This is a genomic window from Pseudoxanthomonas sp. LjRoot127 (assembly GCF_964253495.1).
GTDB lineage: Bacteria > Pseudomonadota > Gammaproteobacteria > Xanthomonadales > Xanthomonadaceae > Pseudoxanthomonas_A.
In genome coordinates this window covers 2437326-2450766 of sequence record NZ_CAXUQR020000001.1, presented here as the reverse complement: position 1 = coordinate 2450766, position 13441 = coordinate 2437326, and the positions used below count along the sequence as shown (strand labels likewise).

Annotated in this window: 15 protein-coding genes and 1 tRNA gene; all 16 read right to left on the bottom strand. The window is 67.7% G+C overall.

All coding sequences use genetic code 11. The annotated features are described in order from the left end of the window. Positions 1–48: 48 nt before the first annotated feature. Positions 49–124: transfer RNA gene (locus ACSQ19_RS11320), tRNA-Lys, on the bottom strand. 72 nt (positions 125–196) lie between these two features. Further along, complete coding sequence (queC, locus tag ACSQ19_RS11315; RefSeq protein WP_435997042.1) at positions 197–862, bottom strand: 7-cyano-7-deazaguanine synthase QueC; 666 nt, start codon at positions 860–862, stop codon at positions 197–199. A gap of 46 nt (positions 863–908) precedes the next feature. Then, the gene (gene queE, locus ACSQ19_RS11310) at positions 909–1592 is read right to left on the bottom strand and encodes a 7-carboxy-7-deazaguanine synthase QueE (RefSeq protein WP_435997040.1); all 684 of its coding nucleotides are present in this window, start codon (positions 1590–1592) and stop codon (positions 909–911) included. A gap of 64 nt (positions 1593–1656) precedes the next feature. After that, positions 1657–2472: a tol-pal system protein YbgF gene (gene ybgF / locus ACSQ19_RS11305; protein ID WP_435997038.1), complete on the bottom strand. Its 816-nt coding sequence runs from the start codon at positions 2470–2472 to the stop codon at positions 1657–1659. A 21-nt stretch (positions 2473–2493) separates the two neighbouring features. Next, positions 2494–3009, bottom strand: coding sequence for a peptidoglycan-associated lipoprotein Pal (gene pal / locus ACSQ19_RS11300; RefSeq protein ID WP_299340768.1), 516 nt, complete (start codon positions 3007–3009; stop codon positions 2494–2496). Positions 3010–3075: 66 nt separating this feature from the next. Further along, positions 3076–4395, bottom strand: a complete 1320-nt coding sequence (tolB, locus tag ACSQ19_RS11295; protein ID WP_299340766.1) for a Tol-Pal system beta propeller repeat protein TolB — start codon at positions 4393–4395, stop codon at positions 3076–3078. Positions 4396–4496: 101 nt separating this feature from the next. Then, complete coding sequence (tolA, locus tag ACSQ19_RS11290; protein WP_296279780.1) at positions 4497–5534, bottom strand: cell envelope integrity protein TolA; 1038 nt, start codon at positions 5532–5534, stop codon at positions 4497–4499. A gap of 6 nt (positions 5535–5540) precedes the next feature. Continuing rightward, entirely contained in the window at positions 5541–5969 is a 429-nt protein-coding gene (locus ACSQ19_RS11285; RefSeq protein WP_296279778.1) for an ExbD/TolR family protein, read from the bottom strand. A gap of 12 nt (positions 5970–5981) precedes the next feature. Next, on the bottom strand, positions 5982–6755 hold the full coding sequence (gene tolQ / locus ACSQ19_RS11280) for a protein TolQ (protein WP_435997035.1): 774 nt from the start codon (positions 6753–6755) through the stop codon (positions 5982–5984). 39 nt (positions 6756–6794) lie between these two features. Further along, positions 6795–7250 (bottom strand): tol-pal system-associated acyl-CoA thioesterase, encoded by a 456-nt coding sequence (gene ybgC / locus ACSQ19_RS11275; RefSeq protein ID WP_296279776.1) that lies wholly within the window; start codon positions 7248–7250, stop codon positions 6795–6797. Positions 7251–7301: 51 nt separating this feature from the next. After that, positions 7302–8342 carry a Holliday junction branch migration DNA helicase RuvB gene (gene ruvB, locus ACSQ19_RS11270; RefSeq protein ID WP_296279775.1) on the bottom strand — a complete coding sequence of 347 codons (1041 nt, stop codon included), beginning with the start codon at positions 8340–8342 and terminating at the stop codon, positions 7302–7304. Positions 8343–8383: 41 nt separating this feature from the next. Further along, entirely contained in the window at positions 8384–9547 is a 1164-nt protein-coding gene (locus ACSQ19_RS11265) for a DUF418 domain-containing protein (protein WP_435997032.1), read from the bottom strand. 61 nt (positions 9548–9608) lie between these two features. Next, entirely contained in the window at positions 9609–11537 is a 1929-nt protein-coding gene (locus ACSQ19_RS11260) for a potassium transporter Kup (RefSeq protein WP_435997030.1), read from the bottom strand. Between the two features lie 52 nt (positions 11538–11589). Continuing rightward, positions 11590–12177, bottom strand: coding sequence for a Holliday junction branch migration protein RuvA (ruvA, locus tag ACSQ19_RS11255; RefSeq protein WP_296279773.1), 588 nt, complete (start codon positions 12175–12177; stop codon positions 11590–11592). Then, positions 12174–12695: a crossover junction endodeoxyribonuclease RuvC gene (gene ruvC / locus ACSQ19_RS11250; protein WP_299340753.1), complete on the bottom strand. Its 522-nt coding sequence runs from the start codon at positions 12693–12695 to the stop codon at positions 12174–12176. Before ruvC ends, ruvA begins: the two co-directional genes overlap by 4 nt. A gap of 9 nt (positions 12696–12704) precedes the next feature. Continuing rightward, positions 12705–13436, bottom strand: coding sequence for a YebC/PmpR family DNA-binding transcriptional regulator (locus ACSQ19_RS11245; RefSeq protein WP_435997027.1), 732 nt, complete (start codon positions 13434–13436; stop codon positions 12705–12707). Positions 13437–13441 lie beyond the last annotated feature (5 nt).

Below are 13441 nucleotides of genomic sequence, written 5' to 3'. Positions count from 1 at the left end.
GCGCCGACGCGAACGCGGCGCGATGATGGCGCGGCGGCGGGATGTGCGTGGTGGGCCGTGAAGGATTCGAACCTTCGACCAAAAGATTAAAAGTCTTCTGCTCTACCGACTGAGCTAACGGCCCGGGAACGCATCCCGGCCTTGCACCGGGACGCGCATTCTAGCGCATCGTCCGCACGGGGGCGATTCGCGCCCGTCAGGCGTAGTGGGTGGGATCCGGCACGCCGGCGTCGGCGAAGCCGGCGGCGCGCAGGCGGCAGGCGTCGCAATGGCCGCAGGCCCGGCCCTCGGCGTCGGCCTGGTAGCACGACACGGTCTGCGCGAAATCCACCCCAAGGCGCACGCCCTCGCGCACGATGTCGGCCTTGCTCATGCGCAGCAGCGGCGCCTGGATGCGCAAGCCCGCGCCTTCCACGCCTGCCTTGGTCGCCACGTTGGCGAGCTTCTCGAAGGCCTCGATGAATTCCGGGCGGCAATCCGGATAGCCCGAGTAGTCCACCGCATTGACGCCGCAGAAGATGTCGTTGGCGCCCAGCACCTCGGCCCAGCCCAGCGCGACCGACAGCATGATGGTGTTGCGGGCCGGCACGTAGGTCACGGGGATGCCGGGGCCGCCGGCCTCGGGCACGTCGATGTCATCGGTCAGCGCGGAGCCCCCGATGCTGCGCAGGTCCACGTGCACGGTCTTGTGCGCGGCGGCGCCGAGCGTAGTGGCCACGCGCGCGGCGGCATCGAGTTCGGAGGTGTGCCGCTGGCCGTAGCGCACGCTCAGCGCATGCACGGCGAAGCCCTGCTCGCGGGCGATGGCGACGACGACGGCGGAGTCCATGCCTCCGGACAGCAGGACGACGGCATTCTTCATGGGGCGATGTTTCGTGGGGTGATGGGTAGGCTACCGCAGGCGCTGCTCAGCGTCCCGGCTCGTCATCCCACAGCAGCTTGTGCAGCTGCATCTGGAAGCGAACCGGCAGGCGGTCCTCGACGATCCAGTCCGCCAGGTCGCGCGGCGACAGTTCGGACTTGCTGGGCGAGAACAGCACGTCGCAGCGCTCGGGCAAGCGATGCTCGGCCAGCATGCCGCGCGCCCACTCGTAGTCGGCGCGGCCGCACAGCACGAACTTCACCTGGTCGCGCGCGGTGAGCAGCGGCAGGTTCTCAAGGCGGTTGCGCGCCATTTCCTTGGAGCCTGGCGTCTTCAGGTCCACCACGCGCGACACGCGAGGATCGACCTCGGCGATATCGATCGCACCCGAGGTTTCCAGGGAGACGTCGAAACCGGCGTCGCAGAGCTTCTTCAGCAACACCAGGCAGCGCTTCTGCGAGAGCGGCTCGCCGCCGGTGACGCAGACGTGGCGGACGCCATGCCGGGAGACCTCGGCGACGATGTCGTCGATCTCGCGCCACTCGCCGCCGTGGAAGGCATAGGCAGTGTCGCAGTACTGGCAGCGCAGCGGGCAGCCGGTCAGGCGGACGAACACGGTGGGCCAGCCGACCGCGTTTGCCTCGCCCTGCAGGGACAGGAAGATCTCGGTGATCTTGAGGCGTTCCAGCGGGGACTGGACGATTTCGCTGGGGCGGGCGGCATCATTCATGGGGTGCGCATGATACGCCCTGCCGGTCCGGCGTCTCCGTCCGGAGCACCGGTATCTCCTAGACTCAGCGCAAGCGGCCGAGCTGGATGGCGCGCAGGCGGTCGTCGGCCGTACGGGCGACATCCGTGCCCGGGTACTTGGCGATGACCTCGCCCAGCGTGCGTTCGGCTTCGGGCAGCTTGCCGAGGCCGTAGTCGCACAGGCCGATCTTCAACAGGGCGCCTGCCGCCTTGTCGTGGGTCGGATACTGCCCCAGCAGCGCGCGGAACTGCTCCGCAGCCAGCGCGTAGTTCTGCGTGACGTAGTAGCTCTCGCCCAGCCAGTACAGGGCGTTGGGGGCGTACACGCCGCTGGGATAGAGCTGCAGGAAACTGGTGAACAATTGCGCGGCATCCGCGTAATCGCCGGCCTTGAGCTTGTCGAAGGCCACGTTGTAGGCGGCACGCTCATCACCGGCCGCGGACATCGCTCCCGTGTCCCCGTGGACGCTGGGTGGGCGCTCGGACGTAGCGGACACGACGGGCGCCGGCGCGGTGGCCGGCGCACTGCCGAGGGGGGGTGTGGCCGCGGGCGTGCCGACCGGTGACGGCGCGGCGCCGCCTTCCAGTCGGTTGAGGCGACCGTCCAGGTCGAGATACTGGTCACGGCCCCGCTGCTTGAGCTGCTCGTTCTCGTTCTGCAGCTGCTCGAGCTGGGCACGCAGCTCACGCAGTTCCGATTCCTGCTGCGTGACCTTGTTGAGCAGGTCCAGGTTCTGCTGCGGATTGTTCGCTTTCGCTTCCAGCGCGGCCACGCGATCGGCCAGGCTGACGCGCTGCGCGTGAGCGGGAGCGGCGGCCACGAGGGCCGCCGCGAGGACCAGCAGGTACGTCTTCTTCACGATCATCGTGGCGACGACGGCTTACTTGGCCGTGTAGACGATCTCGACGCGACGGTTCTGCGACCAGCAGGACTCGCTGGAATCGGTGCAGACCGGGCGCTCTTCGCCGTAGCTGACCACGGACAGCTGGCTGGCCGAACCGCCGCTGGCCTGCAGGGCGGAATTCACGGCGTTGCCGCGGCGCTCGCCCAGGCCGATGTTGTACTCACGGCTGCCGCGCTCGTCGGCGTGGCCTTCCAGCGTGATGCGCGAGGACGGACGGTCACGCAGGTACTTGGCGTGGCACCCCATGATGGCCTGGAACTCCGGCTTCAGGGCGTCCTGGTCGAGGTCGAAGTAGACCACGCGCTGGCGCAGGCAGGCGTCGGTGTCCAGGTCGCCCGGGCCGTACACGCCCGACGTGGTCGGGGTGGTCGGGGTGGTCGGCGTGGTGGTGGTGGTGTCGGCCGGCGGCGTCGGCTTCACGTCCTTCTTGCAGCCCGCCAGCACGGCGACGGACATCAGGGACAGCATCAGAACACGGGTGGTGTTGTTCATGGTCATTCCTTGCGTCATTGGAACAGGGGGACAGGTGGAGCGAGGGGTCACATTGTAGACACAAACTTAACGAGCGGTACGGTAGGGCGACCACGCAGGTTCGCGCACATCCGCATTCGCCACGACCAGACGCTGGCGTACGCGCGCATCCGCGGAGACGGCATACAGCACGCCGCGCCCGCCTTCGCGTGCGGCGTACAGCACCATGCTGGCGTTGGGGGCGAAACTCGGCGACTCGTCCAGCGAGCCCGGCGACAGCGAAGACCAGCGCGCGCCACCCAGGCTGCTGTCCATCAGGGCGATGCGGTAGTTGTTGCCGCTGCCCTGCACCACTGCCACCTTCTTGCCGTCGTACGACACCGTAGCCGTCGCGTTGTAGTTGCCTTCGAACGTCACCCGGCTGGCGCTGCCGCCAGCGGCGGGCACGCGGTAGATCTGCGGACGACCGCCGCGGTCGGAGGTGAAGTAGATGCTGCCGCCATCCGCGCTCCACACCGGCTCGGTGTCGATGGCGGACGTATTGGTGAGCTGGCGCAGCGAACGGCTGCCCAGGTCCATCACGTAGATCTCGGGATTGCCGCTGCGCGACAGCGTCAACGCCAACTGGCGGCCATCGGGCGAGAACGCGGGCGCGCCATTGATGCCGCGGAAGCTGGCGATCTTCTCGCGCGCACCGGTCGAGATGTCCTGGATATAGATGGCCGAGTTGCCGCTCTCGAAGCTGACGTAGGCCAGCTTGCGGCCATCCGGGCTCCATGACGGGGACAGCAGCGGCTCGGCCGAACGCACGACCGTCTGCGGGTTGTAACCGTCGGAATCGGCCACCATCAGCGCGTAGCGAGTTGCCTTGCCGGTGCCGGCAGCGGTGACGTAGGCGATGCGGGTCCAGAACGCGCCACGCACGCCGAGGATCTTCTCGTAGATGGCATCGGCCATCTGGTGGGCGACGTCACGCAGCGCATTCGAGCGCGCCGTCATGGCCAGGCCGAGCATGCGCTCCTTCTTGGCCACGTCGAAGAGTTCGTACTCGACGCGATAGCCGCCGTCGCCGGCATCCACCACGCGACCGACCACGATGTAGTCCTGGCGCAGGGCCTGCCAGGTCGGATACTGGATCTCGCCACCCCGGGTCGGACGCTCGGCGATGCGGGCCTCCGGCAACGTGCGGAAGGCACCCGAGCGCTCGAGGTCGGCACGGACAACTGCGGACACGTCGGTCGGCGGAGCGGCCGCGCTGCCCTGGTAGGGCATGGGCACCACGGTGATCGGCAGGGCCGAGGCGTTGCCGCCGATGATGTCGATCTCCAGACCCTGCTGCTGGGCGGACGCCAGCACCGGGGCGAGCATGAACAGGATCAAGGCGAACCAGCGCAACGGTTTCTTCATGGGCAACGACTCTGCGGTTGGGCGGGGCGGCAAAGGGATACCAGCCCCCGCGTGAACGTTTTAACAATTGTGAACGGAAGGCAGCGAAACGCGGCGTGAAGTCAGCGGTCGCGGGCCTCGAAGTTCAGCGTCAGGGTGCGGGCGAAGACGGTCTCGAAGCCACGGTACGGCAGCGGTCGCGCCTTCAGTACGGCGCGTTCGATCGAGTCCTGCCCGGCCGCATCCATGGCGCACCCCGGCTGCACTTCTGCGCTGACCACATCGCCGCCGGGCAACTGGCGGATCACCACACGGCAGCGCGTACCGACCGGGACGGACTCCGGGCGCGTCCACTGACGCAAGACAGCCTCCTGGATGGCGGCGGCATAGCGCCCCCTCAGATCCTCATCCGTGCCGCCGGTGCCCGCCGGACCGGCGGACGGCGCCTGCGTGGACGCTGCCGTGGCCGCCGCCTGGCGCGCCCGCGCATCTGCGAGCTGACGGAGCTTCTGTTCGGCCAGCTGCGCCTCGCGGGCCGCCTGCGCCCGCTGGCGCCGGATCTCCTCAAGACGCTTCTTGTCCGCCTCGGCCTTCTGCGCCGCCTCCGTGGTGATGCGCTTTTGCCTGTCCTCTTCCTGTTGGGCGGCGAGCCGGCGCTGCTGCTCGGCCTGCTCCTGGCGCTTGCGCTCGGTCAAGTCGATCTGTTCCTGGCGGCGCTTGGCCTCCTGCTCCTGTCGCGCCTTTTCCTGCGAAATCGCCTCACGGCGCGCTTCATCCTGGTCGACCTCATCCGGCACTGGAATGCGTTCCTGCGCCTGCGCCTGGCGTTCGACCGGCGCGTCCTGCGGTGCAGGCTCGGGAATCGGCTGGGGGGGCGGGACGGTGTCCTCGGGAGCCGGCTCCTGCACCGGCTCGGGCATCGGCGCCGGCTGGAAATCAAGCGCCCGTTCGACCGCCCGCGCATCGGACGACGACACGTCGAGCGTGGCCTCCATCGATTGCGAACCTGCGGCATTCAGGCGCTCGCGGTCCCACTTGAAGTACGGCGACACCAGCAGCACCACGAGCAGCAACACGTGCAGGCCGATGGCCCACGCAACCGCCCGGCCCAGCCCTTCGTCCTGCGGCAGCGTCTGTCGCTGGAAGGCTTCAGCGTGCATGGCGCGTTACTGCTTGGTCCACAGGACGACGTTGGTCACCTTGGCCTTCTTCAGCGCCTCGGTGGCGTCGATCACCCGCTGGTACGGCGCATCCGCGTCGCCTGCGAGCAATACGCGCAATTCGTTGCCCTGTTCGGCCTTGATCGGCGCCAGCATGGCCTCGAGCTGTGCCGCGTCGACGGTGCGCGGCGCCTTGTCGCCGGGCAGTTGCAGGCCCAGCCGGCCATCCGGGTAGGCGACGACGATGATCGGGTCGTTCTTGGTTTCCACGGCCTTGGCCGTGGACGACGGCAGCTTCACGTCCACGCTCAGCGTGAGCAGCGGCGCGGTCACCATGAAGATGATCAGCAGCACCAGCATCACGTCGATGTAAGGCACGACGTTGATCTCGGATTTCAGCTTGCGCCGCTTGCGGTGGACGATGCTTCCGGCCATGGGGAACTCCGCTTACTCGGCTGCGTTCTGGCGCTGGAGGATGGAGCTGAACTCTTCGGCGAAGCTCTCGTAGCGCACCGCCAGCCGCTCGACGCGGGTGGTGAAGCGGTTGTACGCCCACACCGCGGGAATCGCGACGAACAGGCCGATCGCCGTGGCGAACAGCGCTTCCGAAATGCCCGGCGCGACGGCGGCGATGCCTGCCTGCTCGCCGCTGTTGAGCATGTCGTGCATCGTCACCATGATGCCGAACACCGTACCTACGAGGCCGACGTAAGGCGCGGTGGAGCCGATGTTGGCGAGCAGTTCCAGGTTGCGCTCGAGCTGGTCGACTTCGCGCGTATAAGTCACGCGCATGGCGCGCTGTGCGCCTTCCAGCTGCGCGCGTCCGTCAAGGCCGCGCTTGTCGCGCAGGCGGGTGAACTCGCGGAAGCCCGCTTCGAAGATCGCCTCCAGGCCGGTCACCACGCGATTGCGGTCGGCGGCGCCGGCGTAGAGCTTGTGCAGTTCGGCGCCCGACCAGAAGCGGCTCTCGAACTCGTCGGCATCACGGTTGGCGTTCTTGAACACGCGACCCTTGCGGAAGATGATCACCCAGCTGATCAGCGACCCGGCCAGCAGCAGCAGCACGATCAACTGCACCGGCAGGCTCGCCTTGAGCATCAGGTCGATGTAGTTGATGCCGCTATGCACGGTGGCGGCGGCCGCATCGGCCGTCGCGGCGGCGGTCTCCGGCGGCAACGCCTCCACCACGGTGTCCTGGAAGGCCAGTAGCGTTGCGATCATCCGTCGTTCCTCGTCGTTCGGTTCGTGTTGCGCATCAGGTCAAAGCGGACGGCCCGGGGTTTCGAGCCGGCGGAATTCGTCATACAACGCCTCGGGCAGCGCAACGGGTCTGAAACCCGAGGCACTCAGCGCCGCCACCTTCACCTCAGCGGTCAGCAGGACTTCGCCGTCCCGCTCGATGGACTGGGCGAAGACCACGCTGGCCCGCTTGCACTGGTGGATGCGCGCCGACACGTGCAGCAGATCGTCCAACCGCGCGGGACGCAGGAAATCCAGGCGCATCGCGCGGACGGCGAACACCAGGTCGTGGGTCTGGCGCAGTCGTTCCTGGGCATGGCCCCGGGCCCGCAACCATTCGGTACGGGTCCGTTCGAGGAAAGCAACGTATTGCGCGTGGTACACCACGCCACCGGCGTCGGTATCTTCCCAATAGACGCGTGTCGGAAAGATGAACGGCACCGCCTCCGCGGCGATCCTCGTCGAATCAGTAGTCAACGCATGCGCTCCCGCACCCTGTGGTGCATACCAACCTGTAACCAGTGCCGCTCAGAACAGTTCACCGGACGCATCGCCCGGTTCGGGAACGCGCCCCTTCGGCGTGAGTCCCAGGTGCAGGTACGCCTTGCGGGTCGCCATGCGTCCGCGAGCGGTGCGGATCAGGAAACCCTGCTGGATCAGATAGGGTTCGATGACATCTTCCAGCGTGCCCCGCTCCTCGCTGAGCGCGGCAGCCAGGGACTCGACGCCCACCGGACCGCCATCGAAACTGTCGACGATGGTGCGCAGCATGCGGCGGTCGAGTTCGTCGAAGCCCTCGGGGTCCACCTTCAGCATCTGCATCGCCGCGCGCGCGACATCGACGTCGATATGACCGTCGGCCTTGACCTGCGCGTAATCGCGCACGCGGCGCAGCAGGCGGTTGGCGATGCGGGGCGTGCCGCGGGCACGGCGCGCGATCTCCGCGGCGCCTTCCGGCACGCAGTCCATGCCCAGGATGCGCGCGGAGCGCTGCACGATACGGGTCAGCTCTTCGGGCGAGTAGAACTCGAGTCGCTGCACGATGCCGAAGCGGTCCCGCAGCGGAGCGGTCAGAAGACCGGCGCGGGTGGTGGCGCCGATCAGGGTGAACGGTGGCAGGTCGAGTTTGATCGAACGGGCCGCAGGGCCCTCGCCGATCATGATGTCGATCTGGAAATCCTCCATCGCCGGGTACAGCACTTCCTCGACGACGGGCGAGAGGCGATGGATCTCGTCGACGAACAGCACGTCGTGCGGCTGCAGGTTGGTCAGCAGCGCCGCCAGGTCGCCGGCTTTCTCGATCACCGGGCCCGAGGTCACGCGCAGGTTCACGCCCAGCTCGTTGGCGATCACGTGGCTCAGCGTGGTCTTGCCGAGGCCGGGCGGCCCGAAGATCAGCACGTGGTCCAGTGCCTCGCCGCGTCCTTTCGCCGCCTGGATGTAGATGTCCAGCTGTTCGCGCACCGGCTTCTGGCCGAGATACTCGTCCAGCCGCTTCGGCCGGATGCTGGCCTCGATGGCGTCGTCTTCGCGGGTGGCGGAGGAATCGATGATGCGGTCGGCGGTCATGGCCCCATTATGACGGACCGGCTGTGCTTGCGACCGCGCGATCAGGCCGCCACGACAGGCCGTGACCTCATCCCGCGCGTCAGCCGCTCGTAGGAGGCATGCCACGCCCATTCCAGCGGCCCCCGCTTCGCATGTCGCTGCCACGCGTGGGCGAACACCATCACGCAGGCCGCAACCGCCGCGTAGGCCGCGATCGTTACCGGCACCGAAGCGGCATCCGGAACACGCCGCGCCAACCCCAGTCCCCAGTCGTAGCAAAGGGCGGACGCCAGCAGGTTCTGCAGCACATACCCACTCAATGCCATGCGGCCCACCTCGGCCAAGCGCTGTCCGAGGAAGCCGGGTGTTGGCCGCCGCTGGAACGCTTCCGCGACCGCCGCCAGGAGTCCCACCGCCACGAATGGCGCGCTGCCGTAGCGGCCGGCCATGATGCCTGCTTCGCCTCCGAACACGCCCAGCGCCATGTCGATGGGCCACGCCAGCCCCAGGCCGATGACCATCAGCCAACGGCGCAGGCGCGCGCCGCGCGCCTCGAACACGCCCGCATCGAGCAGGCGCGCCCCGGCCAGGAACAACGCCACGCTCATCGGTGCGATGAAGATCATTTCCTGGCGGAAGAGCCAGACGTGGTCGATCCGCGCCACCACCAGGTCCCACCAGCTCGCATTGACCGTTGCCGTCGCGACGGCCGGCTCGGCCGCGAGCTGGTCACCCCACAGCGCCAGCGCAACGACGATGATGCCCAGGAACATCAGGTGGAGCGTGGCGGCCACGGCCAGCCAGGCCCACCGACCCCGGGCACCCAGCTTCAACATGAAGGCCACGATCACCGATGTGAGCGCATAGCCCATCAGCACATCGAATTCGACGACGAACAGATAGTTCAGCACGCCATCGACGAAGAGCAGCAGCGCGCGTATCAGGTACGGACCCGGCCACCGGGCACCCTGCGCCGCCGCGGAACGCTGCTGCAAGGCGATGCCCATGCCGAACATCAGCGCCAACAGACCGAGGAACTTGCCCTGGGTCAGCTGCTGCAAGGCCAGCACGGCCCAGTGCGCCTCCGATGCTCGTCCCCACCCGAACTCCATGTAACCGAGCAAGCCGCCGGGATACATGAAGACCCAGATGTTGGTGCCCAGCGTGCCGAGGATGGCGATGCCGCGCAGCACGTCGAGCACGGTCAGGCGGTCATGCGGCGGCATCCTGCCTCCTTGCGTGGGGCGGAGCCCAAGTTTACGGCAGCGCCCCGCACGCGACGCGCGGTCAGATCTCGACCTGCGCGCCGAGCTCGACCAGGCGGTTGCCCGGGATCCGGAAGAACCCCGTCGCAGGCGCCGCATTCCGATGCATGGCCGCGAACAGCTTGTCGCGCCAGATCGGCATGCCTCCCTGTCGACGCGCGACCACGGTTTCGCGGCTGGCGAAGTACGTGGTTTCCATCGGGTCGAAATACACGCCGCCCTGGTCGCACGACCCCATCAGTGCCTGCGGGACGTCCGGCGTTTCGGCGAAACCGTAGCTGATCACCACCCGGTAGAAATCGTCGCCGATCGGATCGATCTTCAGGCGCTTCTTCTTCGGCGCATACGGCACGGTCAGCGTCTCGACCGTCAGGAACACGTTGCGCTCGTGCAGCACCTTGTTGTGCTTGAGGTTGTGCAGCAGCGCGTGCGGCACCACGCCCTTGTCGGCGGTCAGGAAGATGGCCGTGCCGGGGACGCGCACCGGCGGCGCCAGCATCAGGCCCGGCAGGAAGGTATCCAGCCGGATGCCTTCCTTCTGCACCTCGCCATGCAGCAGCTCGCGGCCGCGGCGCCAGGTGCGCATCATCGTGAAGGCGGTGATGCCGATGAACAGCGGCACCCAGGCGCCGATGCCGGTGACCAGCTTGGCGCCGTTGGCGAACAGGAAGGCCAGGTCGATCACCAGGAAGACGCCGCACAACGGCAGTACCCAGCGGCGCGAATCCGGCCAGCGCGTGTACGCCACGATGGCCAGCAGCAAGGTATCGATCAGCATGGTACCGGTGACCGACAGGCCATACGCCGTGGCCAGCGCCCCCGAGCTCTGGAAGCTCAGCACCAGCACGATCACCGCCAGGTACAGCATCAGGTTGACCGACGGCACGTAGATCTGGCCGATGGTGTCCTTCGAGGTGTACTTGATGTGCAGGCGCGGCAGGTAGCCCAGCTGGATGGCCTGGCGCGTCACCGAGAACGCGCCGGTGATGACCGCCTGCGAAGCCACCGCGGCCGCCGTCGTCGCCAGCACCAGCATCGGGATCTGCGCCCAGTCCGGGATCGACATGTAGAACGGATTCGCGACCGCTTCGGGATGGCGCAGCAGCACCGCGCCCTGGCCGTAGTAGTTCAGCACCAGCGCCGGCAGCACGAAGCCGAACCAGCCCCAGCGGATGGGCCGTTTGCCGAAGTGGCCCATGTCGGCGTACAGCGCCTCACCGCCGGTCACGGTCAGCACCACGGCGCCGAGGATCAGCACGGCGTGCCAGTCGTGGGTCACGAAGAAATGCCACGCCCAGTACGGGTTGAGCGCCGCCAGCACCGAGGGATTGTGTGCGATGTTGTAGATGCCGAAGCCGGCCAGCACGATGAACCAGGTGATCATCACCGGACCGAAGGCCCTGCCGACTTTCGCCGTGCCGAAACGCTGCATGGCGAACAGGCCGGTCAGGATGACCAGGCTGATCGGCACCACCCACTGCTTGAAGACGGGCGACACGACTTCCAGGCCCTCCACCGCACCCAGCACGGTGATCGGCGGGGTGATCATGCCGTCGCCGAAGAACAGCGCCGCGCCGAAGATGCCGAGGATGCCGACTGTGTAGCTCATGCGCGAGCCCTTGGCCAGGCTGCGCTGCGCCAGCGCCGTCAGCGCCATGATGCCGCCCTCGCCTTCGTTGTCGGCGCGCATGATCACGATGACGTACTTCAGCGTCACCACCAGCAGCAGCGACCAGAAGCCCAGCGACAACAGGCCGCGCACCGTGTCAGGATCGGGCGTCAGGCCGAAGTGCGGGTGGAACATCTCCTTGATGGTGTACAGCGGGCTGGTGCCGATGTCGCCGAACACCACGCCGACCGCGCCGGCCACCAGCGCGACCATGCCTGCCTTGGAATGACCGTGCTGGCCGGTGTCGCCGGGCGCGGCGTGGGAAGAATGTGGGGTGGACATGGCGGCCGGCAGGGTAGCGCTGTGGAAGTGAAGGGATGCTCTAACGCAGCGCTCAGCGCAGCGCGGCCTGCAGGGCCTTGCGGATGATCATGGCGGCATCGTCGCCGGGCGCGGCGGCATCACGCGCCATGCGGGTGGCCTCGGCGGGCTTGTAGCCGAGCTGCTGCAGGGCGATGGTGGCTTCGGACTGCGGATCCGCCGGCAGCGCGGTGATGCCGCCCACGCCGGTACCCATCAGGTCGGCCGCGCGGTCGCGCAGTTCCACCACCATGCGCTCGGCGGTCTTCTTGCCGATGCCGGGGATGCGCGTCAGCGCCGTGACATCGCCGGCCTGCACCATGCGCGCGAACTCGTCCACGCTGGCGCCGGACAGCACCGCCAGCGCGATCTTCGCGCCGATGCCGCTGACCTTCTGCACGTCGCGGAACAGCCGGCGCTCGCCCTCGCGCAGGAAGCCGTACAGCGACACGCTGTCCTCCTTCTGCGCATGGTGGGTGAACAGCAGCACTTCGCGACCCACGTCCGGCAGGTCGTAGAACGTGCTCATCGGCGCCTCGAGCTCATAGCCCACGCCGCCCACGTCGATCACCAGCCAGGGCGGGGACTTGTACGCCAGGATGCCGCGAAGACGTCCGATCATTTCCTGCTCCATGCCAGTTGCGAACTCACGCCCAGCCGTTTTGCGGTGGCGCGCACGTGTGCGTGGGTGATGGCGACGGCCAGCGCATCGGCCGCATCGGCCTGCAGCTTGCCGTGCAGGTTGAGCATGATGCCGACCATGTGCTGGATCTGGGTCTTTTCTGCGCTGCCACGGCCGACGACGGCCAGCTTCACTTCCTTGGCGGCGTACTCGTGCACCGGCAGGTCGCGCAGGACGACGGCACTGATGGCGGCGCCCCGCGCCTGCCCCAGTTTCAGCGCCGAATCCGGATTGCGCGCCATGAAGACTTTCTCGATGGCCACTTCGTCCGGTTGCCACGCGGCGATGATGGCGGTCAGCCCATCCAGCAGCACGCGCAGGCGCTGCGGGAAATCCTCGGCGCCCAGCAGCACCAGCGGTGCATGGTGGACGTGGCTCACCTTGCCCGTGGCATCGACATCGATGATGCCGATGCCGGTGCGCTGGGAACCGGGGTCGATGCCGAGGATGCGGGTCACGGGATCGGCTTACGCGTACGCGTCGGCGCCCAGGTCGGCGTTGGAGTAGACGTCCTGCACATCGTCGAGGTCTTCCAGCATGTCCAGCAGCTTCTTCACCTGCAGGGCGGTCTCGCCTTCCACGCGGATGTCGTTGTCGGCACGGTAGGTTATCTCGGCGTGGCCCGGCGCCAGGCCGGCGGCCGTCATCGCCTCCTTGACGGCCTGGAAAGCATCCGGCGCGGTGACCACGTCGATCGAGCCGTCGTCGGGATAGATCACGATGTCATCGGCGCCCGCCTCGATGGCCGCTTCGGTGATCTTCTCCTCGTCGGCCCCCGGTGCGTAGCTCAGCACGCCGAGGCGCTTGAACATGAAGGCGACCGAGCCTTCCGTTCCCATGTTGCCGCCGTGCTTGCCGAACGCATGGCGCACTTCGGCCACGGTGCGCACGCGGTTGTCGGTCAGGCAGTCGACGATCACCGCGACGCCGCCCGGCGCGTAGCCTTCGTAGCGGATCTCTTCGAACACCACGCCTTCCAGTTCACCGGTCGCCTTCTTGATGGCGCGCTCGATGACGTCCTTCGACATGTTGGCCGACAGGCCCTTGTCCACGGCCGCACGCAGGCGCGGGTTGTTGGCGGGTTCGCCGCCGCCGGCGCGGGCCGCCACGCCGATCTCGCGGATGATCTTGGTGAAGATCTTGCCCCGTTTGGCATCGGTGGCGTTCTTGCGGGCTTCGATCGACGGGCCTCTGCCCATGGTGA

Excerpts from the sequence above, each read along its gene's own strand:
- pal (WP_299340768.1), bottom strand. The coding sequence starts at position 3,009 with ATGAACAACACCACCCGTGTTCTGATGCTGTCCCTGATGTCCGTCGCC.
- tolQ (WP_435997035.1), bottom strand. The coding sequence starts at position 6,755 with ATGATCGCAACGCTACTGGCCTTCCAGGACACCGTGGTGGAGGCGTTG.
- ACSQ19_RS11285 (WP_296279778.1), bottom strand. The coding sequence starts at position 5,969 with ATGGCCGGAAGCATCGTCCACCGCAAGCGGCGCAAGCTGAAATCCGAG.
- tolA (WP_296279780.1), bottom strand. The coding sequence starts at position 5,534 with ATGCACGCTGAAGCCTTCCAGCGACAGACGCTGCCGCAGGACGAAGGG.
- ACSQ19_RS11260 (WP_435997030.1), bottom strand. The coding sequence starts at position 11,537 with ATGTCCACCCCACATTCTTCCCACGCCGCGCCCGGCGACACCGGCCAG.
- queE (WP_435997040.1), bottom strand. The coding sequence starts at position 1,592 with ATGAATGATGCCGCCCGCCCCAGCGAAATCGTCCAGTCCCCGCTGGAA.
- tolB (WP_299340766.1), bottom strand. The coding sequence starts at position 4,395 with ATGAAGAAACCGTTGCGCTGGTTCGCCTTGATCCTGTTCATGCTCGCC.
- ACSQ19_RS11245 (WP_435997027.1), bottom strand. The coding sequence starts at position 13,436 with ATGGGCAGAGGCCCGTCGATCGAAGCCCGCAAGAACGCCACCGATGCC.
- ruvB (WP_296279775.1), bottom strand. The coding sequence starts at position 8,342 with ATGACCGCCGACCGCATCATCGATTCCTCCGCCACCCGCGAAGACGAC.
- ruvA (WP_296279773.1), bottom strand. The coding sequence starts at position 12,177 with ATGATCGGACGTCTTCGCGGCATCCTGGCGTACAAGTCCCCGCCCTGG.
- ACSQ19_RS11265 (WP_435997032.1), bottom strand. The coding sequence starts at position 9,547 with ATGCCGCCGCATGACCGCCTGACCGTGCTCGACGTGCTGCGCGGCATC.
- queC (WP_435997042.1), bottom strand. The coding sequence starts at position 862 with ATGAAGAATGCCGTCGTCCTGCTGTCCGGAGGCATGGACTCCGCCGTC.